Here is a 25879-nt window from a genome sequence, read left to right as displayed (position 1 = left end):
CTCCAAAACTTTTCCAACAAAAAAAGACTTCTTCATGGAGAAGTCTTTTGGTCTTATTTCCTTACATCATAATACCGCCATCAACATGAAGCACCGTCCCATTCACATAGTTGGATTCTTCTGATGCAAGATATAAATACGCATATGCAATATCAGACGGCTGTCCTAGCTTTTGTAGTGGAATAGTTGCTGTTAATTGATCAATCACTTTTTGTGGAACCGTCTTCACCATGTTCGTTTCGATAAAGCCTGGTGCGACTGCATTTACATTGATCCCTTTTCGCCCAAGCTCTTTTGCCCAAGACTTTGTCATCCCAACGACGCCCGCTTTTGACGCCGCGTAATTCGTTTGCCCAACGTTCCCATATACCCCTGAAACGGAGGAAGTGTTGATGATTTTCCCGCTTTCTTGCGCTACCATATACGGGACAACCGCTTGCGTACAGTGAAATACACCTGTTAAGTTTACATCAATGACCTGCTGGAATTCTTCTGTCTTCATCTTCGTTAGCACAGCATCACGCGTAATTCCCGCATTGTTGATTAGGATGTCAATTTTTGCGAAGCGATCCACAACGTTCTTCACTAACTCGTCCACGCTTTGTCGATCCGCTACGTTCACTTGAAAAAACTCAACGTCTCCACCTTGTTCTTTTAATGCTTCTGCTTCTTTTTTTCCAAGCTCTTCATTAAAATCTGCGAGCGCAACTCGTGCCCCTTCCTTCACAAACACTTTGGCTGCCTCTAAGCCAAGCCCATTTGCTGCTCCTGTAATAAGTGCTACTTTATTTTCTAATCTCATCTACAATTCCCCCTTGGTTAACGAATGACGTTATTTGATGAATGAGCTGTTCTAGATCATCGATAAGCGGTGAATGTCCACAGCCTGTTAGCGAATAGAAAACGGCATTCGATCCTAAATCCGCTAAAATTTCATCCGTCATTTCTTTTGTCACAACTAAGTCCTGATCCCCTCTTAATACAAGTGTTGGAATCGTAATATGGTCTACGAGCCCTGTCCCCTTTGCTGCCTCATGATCGTGATTGCTAATATTAAATGTATTTAACGAATGATTAACTTCTAACAGATTGCGCTGTGTCAGCATATCATCTAAATATTCTTCGTATCTACGCTGCTCTGGCTGATGCGCCCGGTAAATAACCGTATTCCAAACACTTCTAAAAAATTCACGATTTCCCGTATCAAACGCGTGTTGCACGGCCGTAGATGAATTAGGGTATGTTTGTACGTCTTCATACGTTTTTAAGCGTTTTGAAACGTCAAATGTCCCGTTCTCACCGATCGCATAAAGTGGATAACCTCTTGTTGAAGCTGAGGCTAGCAAGATCAGCTTGTCACAATATCCTGGATATTCACCTACGAATTGCATGCATACCGCTCCACCTGTAGACCATCCTACTAAACTGAAATTCTGCAAATGAAGTTCATCAATAAAAAGCCTTAAATCATCTGAGAAATCTTTAATGCGTTTAATAGGCTCGTGATACGTAGACAAACCGAATCCCCTTAAGTCAACCGCATAAAGCTTGAATTGTGATGGCATCGCCTCAAGCACCACATCCCAGTGTTTAGAAGACGTCATATTCCCATGTACGAGAATAACCACCTGTTCCCCGCCCTCTCGCTCACGGTACGAAATCGTTTCACCATTAGCTATATCTACCTTCTTCAACGCTATTGTACTCATCCATGCTCCCCCTCTTCATTCAAGTTCTCTGGGTGCAGATCATGAAGTTGTCCATTCAAGCATTCTATTCATTCTATGAACAAATGCATTCGTTTAGTTATCTATTTACCCTATTTTATGTAAATCCTCACTTATCTAGACGACCTTTGTACACGTTCCCGTATCTTAATCTTATCTGTATTTATTTCACGGTCATTCAGAATAAAGTCAAATAAAGAAAACGTTTACATAAACCTATTGTAGTACTTTTTCCGCAATTTTACAAAGATAAAGCTGAACAGTATCTCTGTTCAGCTCACTTCCTTTATTTTTTCATTTGTTGTTTTATTTAATCTTGCTTCTACTCGTTTTCCCACAAACCATAGAACGAAGATCACAACGGCGACAATGACCGCTTTAAATGGTTGCCTCACAAATGAAGAAAGATCCGCTCCAATAAAGCTAATCATAAAGATCATCACCATTTTTCCACTTAGTACCGCTAGCATGAACTGCATAATGCTCACTTTTGAAAGGCCCGCAACCACATTAATGGCCGCAGACGGTGTAAAAGGAAAACACAGCAACAGAAAAATGGGACCAAAACCATGTTGTTCAATCCAGTTCATTATTCGCTTTACGCCTGAATGATGACTTAAAAAACGAAAAAATCGTTGCCTGCCAAATTTTCTAATTAACAAGAAAACGAGTAAAGCTCCTAAGCACGCTCCTGCCCACGAAATGAGAAACCCACCCCATAAGCCGAATGCTGCTGCATTTGCTATTACAAATGCGACGAGTGGCAAAATGGGAATAAAAGCTTCGAGCATCAACAATAAAATGGCGGGAATTGCTCCGAGTGAACGATAATCGCTAATTAACTTTAGCATGTAATCCATTGAGAAAACGTGTTGAATTGTCTCCCAGTTCATTCATTTATTCTCCTTGCGCTGTTATGCACGCCCCCCGGAAAAGGAGGCGATTAAATACAATTCATTGAAGATCATTTAGACGTATTGCTGAAACCAATCGCGGATATATGTTAAACGATCCAATCGTAGTTTTGGATCACCGCTCCGCGACAAGTCATGCGTTGCTTCAGGGAAACGAATAAAACGCGTTTCTTTTCCTTTTCTTTTTAGCGCATTAAATAGCTGCTCTCCCTGTTCAATAGGACATCTGTAATCAAGTTCTCCGTGTAAAATAAGGAGCGGAGTATTCACCTTGTCGGCTAAACGAAGCGGCGAATGTTTCCAAAGTGCTTCAATGTTATTATATAGATCACTCTTAATCTCTCGTTCTGTAAAGAAGTAGCCGATGTCACTAACGCCGTAGAAGCTAATCCAGTTCGAAATCGAACGCTGTGTGACCGCAGCTTTAAAACGATCCGTTTGTCCAACAATCCAGTTCGTCATAAATCCACCGTAGCTGCCGCCTGTAACTCCAAGACGCGTTTCGTCCACAAAATCATATTCGCGAATCACATAGTCTACAGCATCCATTAAATCCTGATAATCTTTTCCACCGTAATCCCCTCGAACTGCATCCGCAAAGACTTGTCCATATCCTTTGCTTCCTCTTGGATTAATGTATAAAACACCATATCCACTTGCAGTAAGCGTTTGAAACTCATGTACAAATGTATTTCCGTACATCATATGAGGGCCACCGTGAATTTCAAGGATTAGCGGATATTTCTCTCCTTCTTCATAACCGGCAGGTTTCATAAGCCAGCACTGCAAATCCCAGCCGTCTGAGGCTTTGATCGTAAAGGATTCTGCTCCAGCGAGAACCACATCATCAAGAAACGCATCGTGAAGGTGGGTAATTTGTTCTCTGTCACCGCTTGTTAAATTCAGCGTGTATAACTCTCCTGGCAATGTTGGTGTGCTGATCCCAACGACGGCTTGTTCCCCGTTTGAATGCACGCTCAAATCGTACACATGGAGGTTTTCAAACAACACAGGTGTTAACTCACCTTCAACCGTTCCATGATAGACTCCGACATTTCCTTGATCGCTCATTAAGAAGTAAAACCCTTTACTATCAGCTGTCCATATTAATCCTGGATTTCGTCTCCATGAATGCAGGTCACCCACTCCGACATCTTCTACATCCACATCCCATTCTTTTGTAATGCAATGCATTTTCTGAGCGGAAAAGTCGTATAACCAAATTTTTGTCGTTGTCACCGTTTGATTTTCTTCTTGTGATCCTAAAAACGCTAGGTATGATCCGTTAGGTGACCAGGATGCACGTCCGAAAGAACCTTGACCTGTAGTTAAATTTACGGTTTCTTTGGAATCGATGTTATACACGTACAAATCGGATGTAAAGACATCATCTGGATCATCTGATAAATTAGCGGAATAAACAACGGCCGTGCCATCAGGTGACCAGCACGATGCAGCGTATGAATGATCCCCCTCCGTTAGCTGCACGGATTCGCCTGAATCAATATGTATTAAAGCAATTTGAGAGTATGTATCATTGATAAATCCTCTTCCATCTGCTTTATAAATTAATCGATCCACAACTAGAGGTTGAAGTTCTTTTTTCTCGTTCTGTTCTTCTTTTGTATGGATGGTTTCTCCACTTTTGACACCTGCTGAACAGAGAAGCATTTTACCGTCTGGTGACCAGATCGGGTTAGAGGCCCCTTTGTGGAAGAAGGTTAGCTGTTTTGCTTCTCCTCCATTGACTGGAAGTAAATAGATTTGATTTGTTTTCGTACGGTTGGAAACAAATGCAAGCATGGTCCCATCAGGTGAAAAAGTCGGTGTTTGGTGAAGATGTTCACCGAATGTCCATTGGCGTTCTTCTTTCGTTTCAAGATCAACCACGTATAAGTTGGATACATATTGAGCGGTTTCTTCATTAATTTTTCGAACAACGTACACAGCAGATTTTCCATCAGGAGATAACTGAGCGTCGTAGGCTGTTGATAATTTATATAAATCGTTAATTTCTACTTTTCTTTTCGTTTCTGTCACATTCATCTTTTGTCCACCCCTTATCATATCTATACGTCTATTTTAACACTTGTCAGAATTTTTTCTATTTTTAGACTGTATTTTTTTGTTTTTATTTGATGAATGATGTTTTTTCGTGGGGAATTTTGAAAAGAAACTGCTAAGTGGGCGCTTCACATTTATAAAGGGGAGATGTTTACTAAGAAGGCTTTCAGCTTCATTTGAAAAGTCGGCGTACTATGTGTAGATTCAACTGGTATTTAGTTTTTAACGATCATTTCGTTTCAGATCAGTTCGGATTCCAGCTTCAGATCGCTTCGCTTTCCTCGGGGTGAGCGCTGAGCTTCCTCGTCGTTTCTCTCCTGCGGGATCTCAGCTGGCTCACTCATCCCGTAGGAGTCTTCGCATCTTCCGCTTCCATCCTTACTTCATTAAAAAAGGAGAAGCACTATGCTGTTCTTGAGTTGAATTCTTACCTTTTTGCATAAGTGCTTTTGAAAATAGGGCGGATTCCAGCTTCAGATTGCTTCGCTTTCCTCGGGGTGAGCGCTGAGCTTCCTCGTCGTTTCTCTCCTGCGGGATCTCAGCTGGCTCACTAGTCCCGTAGGAGTCTTCGCATCTTCCGCTTCCATTCTTACTTCATTAAAAAGAAGAAGCACTGTACTTTTCTTCAACTGGATACTTATTTTTTTATGTGGTAAAGAGTGGGACATACATACGCTTTTGAAACGAAGGAGCTAATTTCATTGAAAGTGGAAATGGTCTTTTGGACAAGTTTTTTCATTTGCGTTCATCATTGGGCTTAAGCCATTTTGGCGGTTTTTTCGAGGAGCGGGACAGAAAATGGAGGTTTTTAGTTGGAGGAAAAAGGGAAAAAATAAAATTTCTAAAAATTTAGAAAATAAGTTGTTTTTTTTGATTGAAGTCTATATAATAAAAAAAAGACTTCAGGGGTGAATCTCATGAAAAACGAAAAATCTTATGCAGAAATGATGAAGTCACTGGCCAACTCTAAGCAAATGAAAGAAGATGTAGACGTTTTAGCGCTGTACATTGATATGGTGATTGATGAGTCCCTATTCGTCCGTCGTGTGGAAGTTTTAGAGCAAAGAATTAACGAGGCATTAGACAAACGTAATAAAGAAGATTTTCTAAGCCTTTCTAGAGAATATCAAGAATTATTAAAAGTAGCTGAATAAATAAGCAATCCTTCACGCTTTACCAGCATGAAGGATCCTTTTTGTGCGTTTAATTATTCATAAACTGTTCTTCCTCAGTCGACCCCTTTAGCGCTGTCGTGGATGAGTTTCCGCTTGCGATCACTTGTGACACTTCGTCAAAATACCCTGTTCCTACTTCTCTCTGATGTCTTGTAGCGGTATAGCCTTTATGCTCGCTATCAAATTCCTGCTGCTGTAATTCAGAATAAGCAGCCATTCCTCTCGTTTTATACCCATGTGCCAATTCAAACATGCTGTGATTTAAGGCATGGAATCCTGCTAGCGTCACGAATTGGAACTTGTATCCCATTTTTCCTAACTCCTGTTGGAAAGAAGCAATCGTTTCTTCATCTAATTTTTTCTTCCAGTTAAAAGACGGTGAACAGTTATAAGCTAGTAGCTTACCTGGGAACTGCTCGTGAATTGCTTCTGCAAAACGTTTGGCCTGTTCTAAATTTGGCTCTGACGTTTCACACCAAATCAAATCCGCATAAGGTGCGTATGCAAGACCTCTGGCAATCGCCTGATCAAGACCTGCGTTTGTTCGATAAAACCCTTCTGCTGTTCGTTCCCCTGTAATAAACGGATGATCAACTGGATCAATATCACTTGTAATCAAATCGGCTGCGTCTGCATCTGTACGAGCGATAATGATCGTTGGAACCCCCATTACGTCTGCCGCAAGACGAGCGGAAATTAAGTTACGAACCGCTGTTTGAGTTGGAAGAAGTACTTTTCCACCTAGATGTCCGCACTTCTTTTCCGATGATAGCTGATCTTCAAAGTGAACGGCTGCTGCACCTGATTCAATCATGCTTTTCATCAATTCAAACACATTCAACTGTCCACCAAAACCTGCTTCAGCATCGGCAACAATTGGGACGAAGTAATCCAACTCTTCTTTTCCTTCTAGGTGCTGAATTTGATCAGCTCTTTGAAGAGCTTGATTAATTCTCTTTACAACGTGAGGAACGCTGTTTGCAGGGTACAAGCTCTGATCCGGATACATATTACCAGATAGATTAGCATCAGCCGCTACTTGCCAACCGCTTAAATAAATTGCTTTTAGACCTGCTTTTACTTGCTGGACGGCTTGGTTTCCTGTGAGTGCTCCTAAAGCATGCGTGTAATCTTCTGTATGAAGCAAGTTCCAAAGCTTTTGGGCACCTCTTCTTGCTAACGTATGCTCGATGTCGATGGAACCGCGAAGCTTCATTACGTCCTCTGCGCTATATGGACGTTCAATTCCTTGCCATCTGCTATCTGTACCCCAATTTTCTTCTACTGCTTGAATACGTAAATCTTTCATTCTCTCCATCTCCCTTATTAACCATATTATTGTTTATTTAACACATATATTTTTTAAATCTTATTTTATTATTGGGAATTATGCTTCTAGAATCTCGTACGCTTTTAATGTTAGAAATTCCGCAAATTCGTTGGACCCAACAAGGTCCTCAAACAGTCTGGCGGCTTCCTCGAAACGTCCGTTTTTAAAGCGTTCTTCCCCTACTAATTGCTTAATTTTTTCTAGTTCTTCCATTTGAAGTTCCCTCACCCACTGAAGAGTTACCTTACGATTCTCATCCGTTTTTCCCGCTGGATGATGAATCCACTGCCAAATTTGCGCACGCGAAATTTCTGCTGTTGCCGCATCCTCCATTAAATGAAAAATGGGTGCTGCACCGCGACCGCTAAGCCAAGATTCAATATATTGAATGGCTGCGTTAATATTCATACGAATTCCTTGTTCCGTAATCGGTCCCTTTGGTGCTAAAAGTAAATCTTCTTGTGACACTTCCATCTCCATCAGTGGACGAGCAATTTGATTGTCATCTTTCATATGCTCATTGAATACATCCATTGCTACAGATACTAGCCCAGGGTGAGCGACCCACGTCCCGTCATGTCCGTCTTTTGCTTCTCGCTCTTTATCAAGACGCACCTTCTCAAAGGCTGCTTTGTTTGCTTCTTCGTCTCCTTTAATCGGAATTTGCGCAGCCATCCCTCCCATTGCATGAACCCCTCTACGGTGACACGTTTGAATAACAAGAAGTGAATACGCTCTCATAAAAGGAGACGTCATCGTCACGAGCGAGCGATCAGGTAGAATACTAGTGTCGTAGTTACGAAGCTTTTTTAAGTAACTGAAAATATAATCCCACCGGCCACAGTTAAGACCGGCCGAATGTTCCTTTAGCTCATATAAAATTTCGTCCATCTCAAATGCCGCAAGAATTGTCTCAAGCAGCACCGTCGCTTTAATCGTTCCGCTTGGAATTCCCATGTACTCTTGAGCATATAAAAACACATCATTCCATAACCGAGCTTCTAAATGATTTTCAAGCTTTGGCAAGTAAAAGTAAGGTCCAGATCCATTTTCAAGTAGCATTTTTGCATTATGAAAAAAATAAAGACCAAAATCCACCAAACTTCCTGACATGTTCTCCCCATCAATCTGTAAATGCTTTTCCTCTAGATGCCATCCCCGTGGACGAACCATTAGCGTCGCTACCGTACTTCCTAGCTCATATTTCTTTCCGTTATCTCCCTCAAACTGTATCGTTCGATTGACCGCATCACGAAGATTTATTTGTCCCTGCATGACATTGTCCCACGTCGGAGAAGTCGAATCCTCAAAGTCTGCCATAAAAACCTTTGCCCCTGAATTTAAGGCATTAATGACCATTTTTCGATCAACAGGACCGGTAATTTCTACTCTTCGGTCCAATAAATCCTTGGGCAATGGTGCAACAGTCCATTCGCTATTTCGAATATGAGCCGTTTCATCTAAAAATGTTGGCTTTATTCCTTGATCAAGTTGCTGTTGGCGGATGATCCGCTTGTGCAGAAGCTGCTTTCGTCTTTCATTAAACTCACGATGAAGATCCGTTAGAAATTGAAGAGACTCTGAAGTTAAAACCGTGGTGTAGGGTGTTTTGAGATGACTTGTTTGATTGGAAATGGTCACACATTTCATTCCTCTCTTTATTGTTATAATACAGATTATTAAAACTTAATTTATTATATAACAGAAAATTCAAAACGTCATTACTTTTTTACAAAATAAAGAAAAAGGGACTCCTAATTCGGAATCCCTCTTACTGTTTTTCAATATACGTAATGCGTTCTAACATGGTTGGATGGTTATAGCGAAACACTTTTACTAAGAAAGGAGGGTCTACTTGACTTAACCCTGCTTTTGTTAGCTTTTGAAAAGAGGAAACGGCTGCCTTTTTATCATGCGTCAAGTGAATAGCATATTCATCAGCTTTATGTTCTTGATATCTTGAAACTGCATTCGTTAATGGGCTCACCGTAAATGCTAAAAGCGAAAAAGTGAGCAGCAAGACAGGCAGAGAAGATAAATCCGTTAAGGACGATATTTTCAATGGCTCTTTCCATTTATGTACGACCTTCTCAGCAACTTTACTAATGATGTAAAACCCAACAAGTGATAACAGCAAATACCCAGCAATTCCAATGTACACATGCTTCATGACGTAATGTCCCATTTCATGAGCCATAATAAAAAGAATTTCTTTATCCTTTAGCTGATGAAGCGTTGTATCCCAAAGGACAATTCGAGAATTAGAGCCAATTCCTGTGACATAAGCATTTAAGGCATTGGTTTTCTCAGACATGTTTACTTCATACACATGATCGGTCGGAATATGGGCTTGATCCGCTAGTGTTAAAATCTTTTCCTCTAGTACTTTATCCTTCAGGGGGTAAAATTGATTATAAAGCGGATCGATGACGACAGGCTGTATAAAGGTAATAAACAACGTAAATGGAACGGATAAAAGCCATGCAAACAGCCACCAGCGCTTTTTAAAGCGTCTCATCAACAAGTACACGACGCAAACCACTAACGTCATCAGCGCATATTGAAGCCAAAAGTTAATGAACTGATCTTTCATCCACCCTTCAAATGGCTGGGTTGTAATGCGATAATTTTTTGAAATTTGATATTTAATAAAGTTAAGTGGAAACGATAAAACGAGACTGACAATCGATAGCCAAAAGACATAAATGACCGTTTGAAAAAATAAATTTTTGCTAATGTCCTTCGCCCAGTAGCTAAATCTTTTCGACAAACCAAAAGCTAGGACGAGTAAAAAGATAATCCAATCGTATGGAAGGGAAATAAAGAAGAGCACGTCTCTTAGCTTTGAATATTCATCTGTAATCATCAATTCTCTGGCATTCATGAAGGTTTGAGGATCTGCACTCGTGCCTATCCATTTCTTTGGAAGAATGCTGTCATTCATATAAAAGATATAGACGCATGCTAATGCTATGTAAATTAAAAAACCAATCATTGTCCACCCTACAATTTTCCTCATGCAGCACCTCCTATTTGTACAACCTTATTATTATTGTAGAGAAAAAGCGAGCGAGTTAGAACTAAAACTTCTTTGTCCATAATCCCCCCATTCTCTTGCCCCTATACACGAAAAAAGCTAGCCGACGATTTTATGCCGGCTAGCTTTCATTCTATTTCCCTTTGAACACAGGCGGTCTTTTTTCAGAGAATGCTTGAAGTGCTTCTAGTCGGTCTTCCGTTGGGATCGTAAGCTCATACGCTTTCCGTTCAATGTGAAGACCCGTTTGAAGATCAACTTTCATTCCTTCCTTAACCGCAAATTTTGCTTGCTGAAGTGCCACTGGACCATTTCGGAGTATGGCTCCAACAAATTCTTGAATGGTTCCTTCCAACTGCCCAGCAGGTACAACTCGAGTAAACAAGCCATATTGATCACCTTCAACAGCCGTCACTCTCTTTGCCGTCAAAATGAGCTCTAGCGCTTTTGACTCACCAATGAGGCGTGGAAGGCGCTGCGTCCCCCCTGCACCTGGAATGATTGCCAAACTCGTTTCTGTAAGTCCAACCGTTGCATGATCAGCTGCAATTCGAAAATCACAGGCTAGCGCAAGCTCCATGCCACCACCAAAAGCATACCCATTTAACACAGCAATCGTTGGCTGTGGGAGCTGTTCTACTTTCGCAAACACTTCACCAATTTTATAAACATTTCTTTTTACTTGGTCAATGGTTAACGTTTTTCGCTCTTTTAAATCAGCTCCTACGCTAAAAGCTTTTTCGCCCGCCGCTTGAATGACCACGACACGTACGTCCGGGTTAATTCGAATTCCTTCTACAATTTCTTCAAGCTCGCTTAACATCTGGTAATTAAACGCATTTAAAGCATCTGGTCGGTTTAATGTTATCGTTCCTACATGATTTTGACTCGAGTACTGAACTGTTTTCATTTTGTGACCTCACCTTCATCGTTCATGAGCTTATTTATTTATTTAACAGCTGTTGTTTTAATGATCGTCTTAAAATTTTCCCTGTCGTATTTTTCGGAAGCTCATCTAAAAATTCGATATCGTAAGGCACTTTATATTTCGCTAAATGCTCACTGCAATAACGAATAAGCTCTTCTTTTGTAGTTTCTTGATTTTTCACCACAACAAAACATTTCACGGCTTCACCTTGATCAGGATGTGGAATTCCAAGAACAGCGACCTCTGATACATCAGGATGACGATACAACACTTCTTCTACTTCTCTTGGATAGACGTTAAATCCTCCTACAATAATTAAATCCTTTTTTCGATCGACAATATAGAAGTATCCTTCGTCATCCATTTTCGCCAAATCGCCTGTGTACAGCCAGCCATCGCGAATCGCGTGTGCGGTTTCTTCCGGCATATTGTAATATCCCTTCATCACATTAGGTCCTCGTACAATAAGCTCTCCTACCTCACCAGCTGCTACTTCTTCACCGAATTCGTTCACTACTTTGTTTTGGACATTGGCAATTGATGTCCCAATAGATCCTGCCTTTCGCGGACGGTCAAGCGGATTAAAGCATGTAACAGGCGATGCTTCTGATAATCCATATCCTTCTGAAACCACAACCTGAAACTTTTGCTCAAAGCTTTGTAGTAGTGCGACAGGCATAGCTGATCCACCTGAAATACATAGTCGTAAGCTTTTCGTTTGCTCAGCGGATACGTTTGGAATGTTCAGCAAGAAGTTATACATCGTCGGAACACCGACAAAAATCGTCGCTTCGTATTCCTTAATTAAACGAAATACTTCTGCAGGACTAAACTTTGGCACAACCAATACAATTCCACCGTTCATAAGCGGCGCGTTCAACGAAACCGTTAGACCGAAAACGTGAAACATCGGAAGCGTCGCAACAACACGATCGGTATGATTAATGTGAAGAAAATCTGCCACATCTTTCGCATTGCGATACAGATTATGATGCGTTAGCATCGCACCCTTTGGTTTTCCTGTCGTACCTGACGTATATAAAATAATCGCAACTTCCTGCTCACTAATTTCAGGGAAGTCGTACTGATCTGTTCCTCTGTGCATAACACTTGTAAACGATTTCATTTTTTCGTGCGTTTCTTCAATTTCTGATTCAGAAGAACTCTCACATAAAATCACGTGTTGAACGTTTGGTACTTTAGCTGTAAGCTGATCAAAAAATGGCAACAGCTTGTCCAGTGCAATCACTACTTTTACATCCCCATTATGTAAAATGTAGCCGATCTCATCTGGTGTGTAAATGGGATTAATCGGTATCACTCGCGCCCCTATTCGCAGTGCCCCGTACAACCCAATAATGAAGTGTGGAGAATTTCCTAGCAATAGTGCGATATGATCCCCTTTTTCTACCCCTAAACTTTTTAACCCGTTTGCAAACCTTGTAATTTGAGCATCTAATTGACCGTATGTTACCGGCTGATCTTGAAAAATATATGCGGTTTTCTCTACATTTTCTAACGCTGTCACGTGAAGTTGTAATGATAAATCCACATTCCCACCCCTTTGTGTTATGAATGACTACTCATTCATAATATTATACTAATTTATTGAAAATTTCTAACATTAATTATCTTTTTTCCATTTATTTTCTTTTAAGATCCCTTTACTGACGTAGTGAGAAAGGGCATACACAAAAAAGGAATTTTCCAAAGAGAAAATTCCTTCACGCCATCATGTTATTTTATTAATAAACTAAATCAATGAACTCGTCTTTCGTAATGTTACCGAAGTAATGATTAATTTCCACGTCTTCAACTGCCTCTGCAATTGCTGCGCGCTCATAGCGCTTTCCGATGAGACGTTCTTCAATTTCATTCACGTCTCCAACCCCGAAGAAATCTCCGTAAATTTTGCAGTTTTCAATCGTGCCACGGTTCACTTCAAGGCGTACATCGATTTGCCCAACAGGGAAGCGATGAGAATGCTGCAGGTTGAATTTTGGAGACTTTCCGTAATTCCATTCCCAGTTTTGATAGCGCTCTTTCGATAGCTGATGAATATTCGCCCAGTCCGCCTCTGTAAGCTTGTACTCCTGAATGTTATCTTCACCGTCAAAGATGTAGGCAAGAATCAGCTTTTTAAATTCTTCGATCGTTACTTTCTCTTCTAAGAATTCACTAATGTTTGCTACACGGCTACGAATGGACTTAATACCTTTTGACTCAATTTTATCCTTCTTCACACGAAGAGCTGAAACAACATGATCCATCTCCGAATCAAACAACAATGTACCATGACTGAACATACGGCCACGTGTAGAGAACTGTGCATTCCCTGAAATTTTACGACCTTCTGCTAAAATATCGTTACGTCCGCTAAGTTCAGCATTTACACCAAGGCGTTTTAACGCTTCAATAACAGGCTCTGTGAACTTTTTAAAATTGTGGAAGCTATTCCCATCATCCTTTGTAATAAAGCTAAAGTTCAAGTTTCCAAGGTCATGGTAAACGGCCCCTCCACCAGACAGTCGACGTACAACATGAATGTTATTATCGTCCACATACTTTGTATTGATTTCTTCCACTGTATTTTGATTTTTACCAATGATAATTGAAGGCTCATTAATATAAAACAGCAAATAGGACTCGTTGATGTCTAAGTTCTTTAGTGCATACTCCTCAATTGCAAGGTTAATTCGTGGGTCTGTAATATTTTGATTATCAATATATAACATGCTCAGTTCTCCCTTATCTCTATTTATCAAAAACAACGCCGCATTTCGCTAGTTCAATATCACCGTTAAAAAATTCTTTGGCTTCGTCAATAAGCTGGGCGTGCTCACCGTAATGTGGAAGGTGTGTTAAGATGAGTTTTTTTACGTTTGCTTCGTGCGCAATATGACCATTTTCTTTACTAGTCATATGTCCAGCACTCGTTCCGTCTTGATGACCGTAAAAATTACATTCGCTAATTAACAAGTCCGCATCCTTCGCAAAGTCAATGAATTCTTGTTGATAACTAGAATCTGCGGTATAAACAACGGTTTCGTTGCCAGCCGTAATACGCATTGCATAACACGGAACAGGATGCTTCGTCTTTAAAAAGGAAATCGTAAACGGCCCTACTGTCAGTGACGTTTCTGGATCATAGACAACACCTTTTGTAAATCCCTTGTGTGTTAGCGATTCAAACCCTTTTTTGTCTTCCGTATGCCCGTAAAAAGGAAGTTCTTTCGTTTGATTTCCTAAATAGTAATGAATTTGTCGAGCATACTGCAGAACGCCCACATCTGCAACGTGATCGTGATGATAATGAGACAAAATGACCGCATCTAAATCCGTTGGTTGAATATACTTCTGAAGCTGTGCTAGTACACCACTACCACAGTCCACTAATAGTGAAAAGCCGTTATGTTCAAATAAGTAGCCGGACGTTGCTTCTCCTTGTGCCGGGTATCCGCCCCAATAGCCTACTACAGTAACCTTCATGACCTCATTCCTTTCCAATAGTTTACCTGCATCTAGTATAAACGAAACGATTCTAAAACATAAATATTTCAACCTTTTTAGTGAAATATAGCCCATTTTACATTTTGTTATAAAACATTATTGACATTTATTAACCTGTTATAATACAATACTAGTAACAAGATAACGGAGGGGATACACATGTTAGTTAAAATGTCAGAATTTTTTAGAAATTTGCCAAAGAAACGATGCATGGAGTGTAACGAAGAAATGGAAGAACAACACGAGTGCTACGGAAATAAATGTGATAAATGCTTGCATCAGCAATAAGGGGTTAAAAAAAGAAGCGCTATTGTAAGCGCTTCTTTTTTGTAGTTTAATAACTTTACAGATTTATCATTCCCATATAGACAAGGTCCACATAGCTTCCGTCTTTTTTTACATGCTCCCGTAAGATCCCTTCCTTTCTCATGCCAATCTTCTCCAGTACTTTTCCAGATGCCTCATTGAAATCAAAATAACGCGCAAAGACTTTATGATACCCCTTTTCATCAAAAGCAAATTCGACTAAAGCCTTTGCAGCTTCCGTCGCATAACCGTTCCCCCAATGCTTTTCTCCAATCCAATATGCCAACTCCCCGTGATCAAAGACTTGCTGATTAGATAACGCGATAGCTCCGTATAGCTCACCACTCTCCTTATTCGTCACAGCAAACTCAAAATGCCTGTTCTCAACAAACTGCTGCTGTTGAGTCTTAATCCAGTGGGTTGCATCCTCAAGGGTATATGGATAAGGCAAATACAGCGTATTTTTATAGAGATTATAGTTATTGCACATATCTGTTACGGTTTCGGCATCAGTTTGTTGAAATAAACGAAGCCGCAGACGCTTTGTTTCAATCGTTTTTTCATCTTTATTGTACTTCATCCTCCGTCCCCTTCCGTCCAACATAATCTTATTCCAATTTAACATAAATTACCTTCTAAAACACAAAAAGTCTCAGCCATTATTGACTAAGACTTTCTTAAAAATGATCTTTTCGCTTATGAAGCGGGTGCTTCCGTTTTCCAATGAGAACGAACTTTTAAAATAACGAGCGCAATGATGGCTAAAAAACCGATACTGACAAATAAACCTGGGCGACTTGCCTCGTCTGCTAGAGTTCCTGTGACGGCCAAAAGGATGAGCAACATGGCGACGATACGTTTTATTTTCCCCCACATGGTCAATTTCATCAGACGCGGATAGGAAAATAAAATAAACAGCCAGTTATATAACAGCATCAGCCCTGCGGCGGTCGTAATATATTCGTAAATTTTCCCCGGTAGAAGCAGTGAAAACACAATCGAGACGATGAGTCCACACGTCGTCAAAAGCATCGCCGAAAGTGGGAACTGAAATTTCCCTTTCTTTTTAGGAGCAAAAACTTTTGGCGCATCTCCTTCTTCAGAAAGCGTAACAAGCATCGTTGTTACGGAAAAGAAAGAAGCAGACATCGTGGAAAATCCTGCAATAATCATCGCCCCGTTAAAAACATGGGGGAAAAACGGTAAATGATACGTTTCTAGGGCCGTGATAAACGGGCTTTGATTTTCATGAAATCCATGGTAAGGAACAATTGATATCGCAAGCGCTAGAGATGCTAAATAAATCGTGACTAGTAAGAGCAGCATAACCGTTCCTGCTTTTGAAGCATCCTTTTTATCCTTTAGTCTCATTGTCATAATGCCTAAAACTTCGATTCCACCGAAGGCATAAAAAGCATATAAAAGTCCTCCCCACAATCCTGTAAATCCATGAGGAAAAATAGTCTCAGCTGTTCTAGGGAATTCTTCTCTTGCCCCCTCATCCAAAAAGCCTAACAGTGCCAACGCAGCTAAAATAATAAACATAAAAATAGCGGATACTTTCGTCACAGCAAAAATGTTTTCACATCGCTCAAAGCCTTTCGTCCCGATTAATACAACACCAATCGCAAGAACCGCATAAATAGAAGCAAAGATCCAAAGAGGAACGTTCGGAAACCAAAAGCGAGTGAATAGCGACACCGCGGTTAGCTGACTTCCCATAATAAGCATTTCCGCGCTCCAATAGACCCATCCACTGCTAAATCCGGCCCATCGACCAAAGGCTTTTTTCGCATACGAGCGAAATGAACCTTTCTGTGGATCTTCTGCACTCATTTTCGCTAAAGCTTCAAAAACGATAAACGTACAGCAAGCAGCTATAATGAACGCAATGAGTACAGCAGGACCAGCTGATCGAACGGCAATACTCGAGCCAAGAAAGTAACCTGTCCCGATCGTACAGCCTACCCCAATGAGTGACAGCTGCCACCACGCTAGTTGTCCTTCTTTTCCACTTGCACATTCGGCATTTTTTTTCATCTTATCACTCCTTACACACTTCGATGTAGTGTGTGATAAGATGAAAATTTTATACCTATCGCCTAATGTAGCAATAACTGAAGCGCTTGCCACCCAAAGTATAGGCCGAATCCAACAAGGGACAAACCTGAAACAACGGAGACACCAATGAGGACGTTTGCTGCTAAATAGCGACGAAACGTACTAGCCAAAGCTGCCATTGTAACGTCCCAGGCAAAAATCCCAATAAACATCGCCCCACTATAAAGCAACAGCTGTTTTTCCCCATAAGTAGAAGCTGTCTTCGCTAGAACCGAACCATAAATTCCAATCCAAAACAAAATAGTTAACGGGTTGGTTATGGAAAGAAAAAAGCCTGAAAAAAAGCATTTCAGTATTGTATCACCCTTCGCTCGGCTATCTCGATTAATTTTCCCCGCACTTATCAGTCCTTCAACACCCGTATAGATGAGTACAAAGCATCCGAAAGCAAATAAGAACAGTTTGATGAATTCATTGCTCAAAAAACTTACGGCCCCTATGTATACTGCCAGCATGTATAATATATCAACAAATGTGGCGCCCATTCCTAAGAACCAGGAATGCCAAAACCCATTTTTAATTCCCTTATCCAACTGTGCAGCATTAATTGGGCCAATTGGTGCTGCAAGGGATAGTCCTAATAAAATATAGCTAAGTAAAACCCCCATAGAAACTCCTCCACAAATTGATGGTAATTCTCCTCAATGTATGCATGAACACCTGCTTGTACGACCTTTTTTTACTCTCTTCTACTCTTTATTTGAATAACTTTTCCACACCTCCACATGTTAAGGGTAAAGAAACGGCTATAGGAGATGAAAACAAGGATGGATCAGTACGAACACATAAAAACAAAACTTAACGAAGCTGAACAGTCATTATATGTTGCACAGATGACGGGGAGTGTTAGTGATCTTCAGCAGTCACATATTCACTTGAGCCTAGTCGAACAAGAGCTTCATGCGCTAAAAACCGTTGAGGGGCCTACAAAAAGAGTAAAGCTTTTTGGCGAGCAGCTTAGACACTTGAGGGAAACACAAGAAGCCGTTCAACAGAACAGTTAAGATATTCCTCGCTCAGAAAAGATAAATATACCAGGTTAGTTTTGAAGCATTTATCTCATCCTATAAAGGAGATAGTTTTTGTCTCACTATGAACATATCCTAGCCATGAGGTGATTTGTATGAGTTATAAAGATCAGTTAGATCCGCACTCAGAGCTTTTTTACCATAATTGGACGAGACCAAAGCACGCGAAGTCTCAAGTGAACGGTCACACAAGGATATCTCAAAAGAACATCATTTTACGCAGTGATGCGAAAGCCCATCGCTGGTAAGCAATGGGTTGAACAAAAAAGCCGCTCAATGGGAGCGGCTTTTTAAATAAGAAGAGCGATATTCATTTGGTGTAATACCTTCGATCTTTTTAAATACTTTCCGAAAATACTTATCATCTTGATAACCCGTCATATTCGCTACTTCATATACCTTCAGCTGTTCATTTTGAAGAAGATGCTTCGCCTTTTGCATGCGAATTTTCACAAGGTAATCGGAAATATTTTCATTAAATTGTTGCTTAAATCGCCTTGAAATGTATTCTCTACTTAAATAAAAGCGATCAGAGATTTCTTGAAGCTTCACATCCCGCACAAAGTTTTGCTGAAGAAATTGTTCAATTTCATAAATAACGTCGCGATTTTTCTTTTTTGTTTCTCGTTTCGTAATTTTTAGAAACAGCGCAATTTCTCGTTTTTTCCACTCAATATAACGATCAATCTGAAAATGACCAAAATCATCGTAGAACAGTTCGATCACTTTTTCATTTTGTTCTCGTAATTTAAACGGTGTACGATAATTTTTATATGCATGAAAGCTCATGAGCTGATACTCTTTTTCTATATGCAAAAGCTGACCAAGCGCTAAATAATTTGCTTCTCTAAACGTCATCATAATTTGTTCAATGATCGTCGAAAACAATTGAATGTCTCCGAATTGAATGGCATCCTCTATTTGAGTAGAATAATCAATAAGATGAAGAACATGACCTACGGCGAGCTTCTCGTTTTCTTCATAAGTTTTTTCTGCCTTCATATCAAACACATTCGTTGAAAGCATGACCTGTTTTGCATGCTCGTACGAGTTCATTAGCTTATCTGCCGAATCAACCACCGTACCAACCGCCATTAAACAAGTCACTTCCATTGTACGCTTGATGGTATGATGAATCGTCTGCAGAATGTGAATAAACTCAGAGAGATGATCCCACATAATCAGCACAATTTCTCCCTTGTTGGACAAGTAGCGAAAGGCAACTCCACACTGCTTCTTCTGCAAAATTTCGTTCATTACGTTTAAAATAGAAAAATACGCAAGATCTCGGTCACCTTGGAACACCTGAATAATATGCAAATCAACTCGAATGATCGCTACCTGATAACGCTGTGATAAATGAAATCCAAACTCCTCGACGGTTGATTGATTCACCTTCTGATTGTTCATTAGCTGTGTTAGCTTACGATCTCTGTATAGCGGCTTCATTTCGTTAATCAGCTGATAGCTGCTGTTATCTCGCTGGCGCTCTGCCTGCTCTTTCTTCCATTCTGTTACGGCATTGGAAATGGTATGATTCAGAATTTCAGGGTCAACTGGCTTTAAAATATAATCGGCACTGCCAAAGTGAATCGCCTTTCGCATATAGTGATAATCGTCATACCCTGTCACAACAATCGTTTTGCTTCTCGGATGATTGCTTTTAATCCATTCTAATAAGCTAATGCCGTCCATCTGAGGCATCTTCATATCGGTAAAAATGATTTCTGGCTTATACAGCTCAATAAGGTGAATCGCTTCTTCGCCATTTTCTGCTTCAAGAAGCTGTGTAATTTGGTGCTGTTCCCATTCTCCTAATAAGCGAATACCTTCTCTAACATGCTGTTCATCATCTACGATTAAAGCTCTCATACAGAATTCACCTCTTTGTCTATTTTCAACGGTATGTCAATGAGTACGATAAATCCTTCGTTCGGTTCGCCTTTTACTTTCATCACCGCGTCGTCCCCGTAGTACAGCTTCAAGCGGTCGTACGTATTTTTTAATCCAATTTGTTGTCCAGCCTTCGCTTCCATTTGTAACGCTTTTTGAAGTTCATCCAGTTCTTTTTGAGTCATTCCTTTGCCCGTGTCTTGCACGACGATTCGAATTCGTTTCTCAGAGTAAAGATACGCTTTAACTTCGATTTTCATCGGTTTCGTCGTTTGTTCAAGCCCGTGCTTAAATGAATTTTCAACTAATGGCTGTAAAATCATTTTAGGCATTCGTACACCAAGAGCCTCATCATCAATTAGAAGATCATATTCAAAACGCTTATCGAACCGCTGTTTTTGTAGCTGTAAATACGATTTTACGTGCTGTACTTCCTGTGATAACAAGACCGTATCTTCCCTCATGTTCATGCTATATCTCATAATGTTTGAGAGTGACGTTAACAGCGTATAAATCGAAATGACTTTATGCCGGAGAGCTAGCGTTCCAATCGACTGTAGCGTATTATAGAGAAAATGTGGATTTACTTGTGACTGTAAAACCCTTAGCTGTGTAGATTTATTTTCAATTTCTAGTTTATATTCGCGTTCAATTAAATCATTAATCGTTTCGACCATAGAGGTGAAATGCTTCCCAAGCGTTCCAAATTCATCGTTTCCGAGGGATTTAAAATCCACCTCGAACTTGCCTTGTTCTACTCTTTTCATGTTTTTAATTAAAACTTTAATTGGTGATGTAAATTTAATTGATACGAGCATCGTCGCTAAAATAACGAATACGAGGGAGATCATTCCGATCAAAATGTTTATGAGCGCTGTTTTTCTAGCATCCGCGTAGAGCGATTCATATGGAACCTGCTTCACGACGTACCAATCTTTAAACTTTCCTGATAGGTGGTTGTACATCATCACGCCTGAAAATTCTTTGTCCTTCCAGTCCATGCTGTGTGTACCTGACTTTGCTCTCTTAACCTGCTGAAACCACCCTGCTTTATTTTTCTCCCCCATTTGGGCGGGATCAGATGAATAAACAATCGTTCCGTCATCATTCATCAAGTAAAAATCCTGAGATGATTGCTCAAATAATCGGTTCGAGATAGACGATAAATGTGAGAGGTTGACGTCTATTGATAAAAATCCTAGCACCCGATCGGTCGGAATTTCATTAATGAGTTCATGAAAGCTCAGTACATTTTCATGGTTCTTTTCTGAAATCGTCGATAGGTGGTTGTAGCTGTATATAGGATGCGTTGGTTCAATATTAAAATAGGATGTTCCCTCCCTTAGCCTTGAATAGTACGGGTGTTTGTAGACTTCTTCGTACTTTCCGCGACTACTTACTTTGGCATTATAGATGGTAAAGGAATCATGGCCTTTTTGAATGTATAAGTGAATTTGTTCAATTTCCGGTTTCATATTGTATAAGTATAGTAGCGTTCGATTAATTTCTTGCTGGTTGTTTCCAATATCGCTAATGACGCCTTCTTGTAACACTTTGATAAAGGGATGATAGCCGTATAAACGTGAAGACGTTTGCGCAATATCGGTCAGGTAGTTGGTCAAATCGTTGCTGCCGTTCTTCATGACGTCAGAGTTGGTTGTAATGAAACGTTCTCGAACAGATTCTTTCGTATAATGATAGGTTAAAATATTGGATATTGTAAACGGTATCACTGTTGCTAATAAGAGAAAAATGATTAGTTTTTTACGAATGCTCCATATCATATGATCCCCGCTCTCATCTTGTATATCATTATTATATAGCAATATATGGGGGTAGAAAGTTTGATTTCGAATGAATTATTAAAATATTCTCCGTAATGACAGTATGGCAAAGAAACTAGCTCATATTTTCGCTTCCATCCCTACTTCATTTGAAGAGTAAGCGCACTATGCTTCGCTTTAACTGGCTACTCATTTTCTAACAGTTATTTCGTTTCAGATTAGTTCGGATCTCCCTTTCAGATTGCTTCGCTTTCCTCGGGGTGAGCGCTGAGCTTCCTCGTCGTTTTTCTCCAGCGGGATCTCAGCTGGCTCGCTAGTCCTGCAGGAGTCTTCGCATCTTTCTCTTCGATCCTTGCTTCGTTTTAATCGTGGGCGTACTATGCGTCACTTCAACTTAGTATGTAGTTTTTAACAATCATTGCGTTTCAGTTCAGTTCAGATCTCCCTTTCAGATTGCTTCGCTTTCCTCGGGGTGAGCACTGAGTTTCCTGGTTGTTTCTCTTCTGCGGAATCTCAGTTGGCTCACTAATCCCATAGGAGTCTTCGCATCTTTCTCTTCGATCCTTGCTTCATTTAAATGGTGGGCGTACTATGCGTCACTTCAACTTAGTATGTAGTTTTTAACAATCATTGCGTTTCAGATCATTTCTAACAGTAGTTCTGTCTAAATTCAATCTCTCTGCCTTTTTTACTTTGTTTTTGTTTTTACATAAAGAAACCAGCTTTGACACTGGATGTGTCAAAGCTGGTTATGGGATTATTTTTTCAGTTTAGCCCATGTTGCATCTAGAGATTTTAGGAATTCATTTTTGGATTTTTGGCCGCCAACGTATGCTTGCATTGCTGCACCAAATTCGTTTGTTGCGCCATCTGGATATTTGAACCAGTTCCAAGAGAGCGTTTTGTCTTCGTTTGAGTATTTGATAATATCATCCGCTAGGTCGCCTAGACCTTTTGCTTCAATGTTTTTGAATGCTGGAATGAATTGGAATTTCTCTGTCACGTATTGTTTTCCTGTGTCAGATGTAACCATCCAGTTTAAGAAGTCTTTTGCCGCTTTTTTGTCTGCATCTGGCGCTTTTTTATTTACTACCCAGTTGTTAGGTACGCCTACAGCTAGCTTATCATTTGCTTCTTTGTCATCATTAATTGGGATTGGTAAGAAGCCCATTTTGATGTTTGGATTGATTTTAGTAATCATTCCTTGCGTCCAGTTCCCTTGTTGCATCATAGCTGTTTCACCAGAAGCAAATTGCGTTACTTGCGTGTTGTAATCCGTTGTTAATGGATTTTTATTTCCGTATTTGATAGTAGTATCAAATAGGTTCATGAAGTCTTCGAATTTTGGATTTCCAGCAATTTTACCAGAACCATCATTTAGTGATTTAATGAACGCATCTGGATCATCTTGCTGTGCAAATGGGATGTTCAACAAGTGAATCCCAAGTACCCACCACTCACCGTATCCAACAGAGAACGGCGTGATTTTTTTGTCTTTAAGCTGTTTTGCTACGTCTTTTAACTCTGTTAACGTTTTTGGAAGTTCTTTAATGCCTGCTTTATCAAAAAGCTCTTTGTTATAGATAAAACCGTACCCTTCAAGGTTTAACGGCTGTCCGTATACTTTTCCGTCCATTGTCATCGGTACTAACGCATTTTCATATGCATCCTTTACCCATGGCTGATCAGACAAATCTTCTAGCTTTTCTTTCCACGTTTGCGCTTCTTGGAATCCTCCGTTATTGAAAATATCCGGCTCATTTCCAGAAGCAAACTGAGCTTTTAACGCTGCACCATAGTCTGCACCGCCTCCAACCGTTTGTACGTTAAACTTTACGTTTGGATGCTCTTTCGTATACTCGTCTGTTAGCGCTTTCAATTGATCGGCGATTTCAACCTTAAATTGAAAAATATCAACCGTTACTTCCTTGCCATTTGCATCTCCGCCTTTTTTTGTTCCGCCTGACGTATCGTCTGAACTAGAACAAGCTGAAAGTGCGAGAGCTCCCGCTAGCATCATTGAAAGCATGGACGCCTTTTTAAATTTCATTTCATATACCCCCTCTGATTTATGAAACTAGTTATTTGTACCCTTATTGTACCGATAGGTTCTTCTTCTGCACAGGCGATGATATTGAACAAAAGAGTGGAAAATATTGATGACCTTTTTTCCACCTTTACTAATTCCACTTTTTCGTTCAAACCTTTCTCACCTAATTTTACTATAAAAGCGCCTACAAAAATCGTTGAACATTACTTAATCGATCCGCTCGTAATTCCTTTAATGATATGCTTTTGCATTGCAAAGAAGAAAATAAGAAGCGGAATGATGCTAATTACAAGAGCGGCAAGTGCCAAGTTCCACTGCTTCGTGTACTGACCAAAGAAGAAGTACATCGCAAGCGGAATCGTGCGTAAATTTGGATCTTGTAAAACAAGTGATGGTAGTAAGAAATCATTCCAAATCCAAAGACTGTTTAAGATCATAATTGTTACAGTAATTGGTTTTAGAAGCGGAAATACGATGCGCCAAAACACGCCAAATGTTGAGCATCCATCAATAATAGCGGCTTCTTCAAGTTCAACCGGAATTCCTTTAATAAAACCGTGATAAAGGAAAATCGAGATACCAGAGCCAAACCCTAAATACATAATCACGATTCCCCAAATGCTGTTTAACAAATGAAACTGTCCAGCTGCTTTTACAAGCGGAATCATAATGGATTGAAACGGAATAACCATTGCTGCAACAAACATAAAGAATATAATATTACTAATCTTGCGTTTTGTTCGAACAAGCATGTACGCAGCCATTGAACAAAAGATAATGATAATAACGTTACTAATAATCGTAATAAGCAAAGAGTTACCAAACACTTTCCAATATTGCATACGTTCGAACGCATCGGTGTAGTTCGACCATTCAAATACCTTAGGAAACTCCGATGTCTTGGTTAAAATATCAGCAAATGTTTTAAACGAGTTTGCAATGACGTAGTAAAACGGAATTAAGAACAAAATACCTAGAACAAGAGTGAGAATCTCTAATATAAACGTTTTTCCTGTGTACTTGTTTCCCATTAGGATTCAACCTCCTTCTTCTTGGTATACATTACTTGAAGTGTTGTAATCGTTGCGACAACGATAAAGAATACGAGTGCTTTTGCTTCTCCTATACCGTATCGGTTGTTTACAAAGGCTTCTGTGTAGATGTTAAGCGCTAACATTTCTGTCGTCTTTGCTGGTCCGCCGCCCGTTAACGATAAGTTAACGTCGAAGATTTTAAAGGACCATGAGATTGTTAAGAATAAGCTGATTGTCACAGCAGGCGCTACCATTGGAAGCGTAATATTGCGAAGCACTTGCCATGGATTTGCACCGTCAATTTTCGCTGCTTCAATTAATTCTTGTGGAACGTTTTGTAGAGCTGCGATGTAGATTAACATGATATACCCCGCACCTTGCCATACGCTGACGATCACAATTCCCCAAAAAGCCGTTTTCTCATCTCCAAGCCAAGGTAATTCGAAAAAGGACCATCCAGTAATCATTCCGATTGATTGAAAGCCTTTAACGAAGATAAACTGCCAAATGAACCCGAGTAAAAGTCCTCCAATAAGGTTCGGAAGGAAAAATACTGTTCGTAAAATGTTTCGTGTTTTCAACATTTGTGTCACAAGCATTGCTAGTCCAAACCCAACCGCGTTCGTTAAAACGATGGAAATGACCGTGTACTTTGCGGTAATCCAAAAGGATTGTTTAAACTGCGCATCCTCTGTAAAGATATACTTAAAGTTATCAAATCCTACAAATTTAATCTGTCCCGTAACGCCGTTCCAGTCTGTAAAGGCATAATACACTCCTGTAAAGAATGGATACAAAACAATTAGAGCAAATGCTAAAAATGCTGGACCTACGAATAATGAAAACAACCCGACTTTTTTCCACTTCTTCTTATTCATGTTTTGCCCCCTCTCTAAGTTTCTCTACCTATATTGTAGAAAACAACGAAAAAAGTGAGAACGGACTGCATTGACCACTAGGGTGGAAAATATTGAACTT

Annotated in this window: 23 protein-coding genes; 4 read left to right on the top strand and 19 right to left on the bottom strand. The window is 40.0% G+C overall.

The genetic code is table 11. From position 1 onward, the window contains the following. Nucleotides 1-61: 61 nt before the first annotated feature. The 4 genes from fabG to IE339_RS03480 all read right to left on the bottom strand — a co-directional run bounded on the left by fabG (nt 62) and on the right by IE339_RS03480 (nt 4687). Nucleotides 62-802, bottom strand: coding sequence for a 3-oxoacyl-ACP reductase FabG (gene fabG / locus IE339_RS03495; RefSeq protein ID WP_242173581.1), 741 nt, complete (start codon nt 800-802; stop codon nt 62-64). Then, on the bottom strand, nt 786-1709 hold the full coding sequence (phaZ, locus tag IE339_RS03490; protein ID WP_242173577.1) for an intracellular short-chain-length polyhydroxyalkanoate depolymerase: 924 nt from the start codon (nt 1707-1709) through the stop codon (nt 786-788). The genes fabG and phaZ overlap by 17 nt, the downstream gene beginning before the upstream one ends. 290 nt (nt 1710-1999) lie before the next feature. Continuing rightward, nucleotides 2000-2620: a TVP38/TMEM64 family protein gene (locus IE339_RS03485; RefSeq protein WP_242173575.1), complete on the bottom strand. Its 621-nt coding sequence runs from the start codon at nt 2618-2620 to the stop codon at nt 2000-2002. 75 nt (nt 2621-2695) lie between these two features. After that, nucleotides 2696-4687, bottom strand: a complete 1992-nt coding sequence (locus IE339_RS03480) for a S9 family peptidase (protein ID WP_242173573.1) — start codon at nt 4685-4687, stop codon at nt 2696-2698. A gap of 935 nt (nt 4688-5622) precedes the next feature. Between IE339_RS03480 and IE339_RS03475 the strand changes: the two genes are divergently transcribed. Next, the gene (locus IE339_RS03475) at nt 5623-5859 is read left to right on the top strand and encodes an IDEAL domain-containing protein (protein ID WP_053399390.1); all 237 of its coding nucleotides are present in this window, start codon (nt 5623-5625) and stop codon (nt 5857-5859) included. Between the two features lie 49 nt (nt 5860-5908). On the opposite strand, the gene aceA is transcribed toward IE339_RS03475, so the two are convergent. From aceA to IE339_RS03440, 7 genes are all read right to left on the bottom strand, one after another. Beyond that, nucleotides 5909-7189, bottom strand: a complete 1281-nt coding sequence (gene aceA, locus IE339_RS03470) for an isocitrate lyase (RefSeq protein WP_242173571.1) — start codon at nt 7187-7189, stop codon at nt 5909-5911. Nucleotides 7190-7267: 78 nt separating this feature from the next. Next, nucleotides 7268-8845: a malate synthase A gene (gene aceB / locus IE339_RS03465; RefSeq protein ID WP_431522785.1), complete on the bottom strand. Its 1578-nt coding sequence runs from the start codon at nt 8843-8845 to the stop codon at nt 7268-7270. A gap of 136 nt (nt 8846-8981) precedes the next feature. Beyond that, a complete protein-coding gene (locus IE339_RS03460) occupies nt 8982-10229 on the bottom strand; it encodes a M48 family metallopeptidase (RefSeq protein WP_242173567.1) in 1248 nt (415 codons plus the stop codon). Between the two features lie 151 nt (nt 10230-10380). Continuing rightward, nucleotides 10381-11157 (bottom strand): enoyl-CoA hydratase-related protein, encoded by a 777-nt coding sequence (locus IE339_RS03455; protein WP_242173565.1) that lies wholly within the window; start codon nt 11155-11157, stop codon nt 10381-10383. Between the two features lie 34 nt (nt 11158-11191). Continuing rightward, the gene (locus IE339_RS03450) at nt 11192-12727 is read right to left on the bottom strand and encodes a fatty acid--CoA ligase family protein (RefSeq protein ID WP_277933938.1); all 1536 of its coding nucleotides are present in this window, start codon (nt 12725-12727) and stop codon (nt 11192-11194) included. A gap of 193 nt (nt 12728-12920) precedes the next feature. Next, a complete protein-coding gene (locus IE339_RS03445; protein WP_242173563.1) occupies nt 12921-13910 on the bottom strand; it encodes a lipoate--protein ligase in 990 nt (329 codons plus the stop codon). Between the two features lie 19 nt (nt 13911-13929). Then, nucleotides 13930-14664 carry an MBL fold metallo-hydrolase gene (locus IE339_RS03440; RefSeq protein WP_242173562.1) on the bottom strand — a complete coding sequence of 245 codons (735 nt, stop codon included), beginning with the start codon at nt 14662-14664 and terminating at the stop codon, nt 13930-13932. Between the two features lie 180 nt (nt 14665-14844). Here IE339_RS03440 and yhfH point away from each other — a divergent pair, with 180 nt between their 5' ends. Then, complete coding sequence (gene yhfH, locus IE339_RS03435; protein WP_083446351.1) at nt 14845-14973, top strand: protein YhfH; 129 nt, start codon at nt 14845-14847, stop codon at nt 14971-14973. Between the two features lie 55 nt (nt 14974-15028). Here the strand turns inward: yhfH and IE339_RS03430 are convergent, their stop codons facing one another. The 3 genes from IE339_RS03430 to IE339_RS03420 all read right to left on the bottom strand — a co-directional run bounded on the left by IE339_RS03430 (nt 15029) and on the right by IE339_RS03420 (nt 17720). Then, a complete protein-coding gene (locus tag IE339_RS03430) occupies nt 15029-15571 on the bottom strand; it encodes a GNAT family N-acetyltransferase (protein WP_242173559.1) in 543 nt (180 codons plus the stop codon). Nucleotides 15572-15687: 116 nt separating this feature from the next. Beyond that, entirely contained in the window at nt 15688-17031 is a 1344-nt protein-coding gene (locus IE339_RS03425) for an amino acid permease (RefSeq protein WP_053399382.1), read from the bottom strand. Between the two features lie 62 nt (nt 17032-17093). Next, nucleotides 17094-17720 carry a LysE family translocator gene (locus IE339_RS03420; protein ID WP_242173556.1) on the bottom strand — a complete coding sequence of 209 codons (627 nt, stop codon included), beginning with the start codon at nt 17718-17720 and terminating at the stop codon, nt 17094-17096. A gap of 159 nt (nt 17721-17879) precedes the next feature. Between IE339_RS03420 and IE339_RS03415 the strand changes: the two genes are divergently transcribed. After that, nucleotides 17880-18116: a hypothetical protein gene (locus tag IE339_RS03415; RefSeq protein ID WP_242173553.1), complete on the top strand. Its 237-nt coding sequence runs from the start codon at nt 17880-17882 to the stop codon at nt 18114-18116. A gap of 119 nt (nt 18117-18235) precedes the next feature. After that, entirely contained in the window at nt 18236-18388 is a 153-nt protein-coding gene (locus IE339_RS03410) for a YpzG family protein (RefSeq protein ID WP_083446350.1), read from the top strand. A 25-nt stretch (nt 18389-18413) separates the two neighbouring features. Here IE339_RS03410 and IE339_RS03405 read toward each other — a convergent pair whose 3' ends face one another. The 5 genes from IE339_RS03405 to IE339_RS03385 all read right to left on the bottom strand — a co-directional run bounded on the left by IE339_RS03405 (nt 18414) and on the right by IE339_RS03385 (nt 25779). Beyond that, entirely contained in the window at nt 18414-20012 is a 1599-nt protein-coding gene (locus IE339_RS03405; RefSeq protein ID WP_242173549.1) for a response regulator, read from the bottom strand. Then, on the bottom strand, nt 20009-21817 hold the full coding sequence (locus IE339_RS03400; protein WP_242173548.1) for a sensor histidine kinase: 1809 nt from the start codon (nt 21815-21817) through the stop codon (nt 20009-20011). Before IE339_RS03400 ends, IE339_RS03405 begins: the two co-directional genes overlap by 4 nt. Before the next feature lie 757 nt (nt 21818-22574). Continuing rightward, complete coding sequence (locus tag IE339_RS03395; RefSeq protein ID WP_242173546.1) at nt 22575-23867, bottom strand: ABC transporter substrate-binding protein; 1293 nt, start codon at nt 23865-23867, stop codon at nt 22575-22577. Between the two features lie 203 nt (nt 23868-24070). Next, nucleotides 24071-24898 (bottom strand): carbohydrate ABC transporter permease, encoded by an 828-nt coding sequence (locus IE339_RS03390; RefSeq protein WP_242173544.1) that lies wholly within the window; start codon nt 24896-24898, stop codon nt 24071-24073. Then, nucleotides 24898-25779, bottom strand: coding sequence for a carbohydrate ABC transporter permease (locus IE339_RS03385; protein ID WP_053399376.1), 882 nt, complete (start codon nt 25777-25779; stop codon nt 24898-24900). Before IE339_RS03385 ends, IE339_RS03390 begins: the two co-directional genes overlap by 1 nt. Nucleotides 25780-25879: the final 100 nt, after the last annotated feature.

The organism is Priestia koreensis, assembly GCF_022646885.1.
In the GTDB taxonomy this organism is placed as follows: domain Bacteria; phylum Bacillota; class Bacilli; order Bacillales; family Bacillaceae_H; genus Bacillus_AG; species Bacillus_AG koreensis_A.
This window is presented reverse-complemented; position numbering and strand designations above follow the sequence as displayed.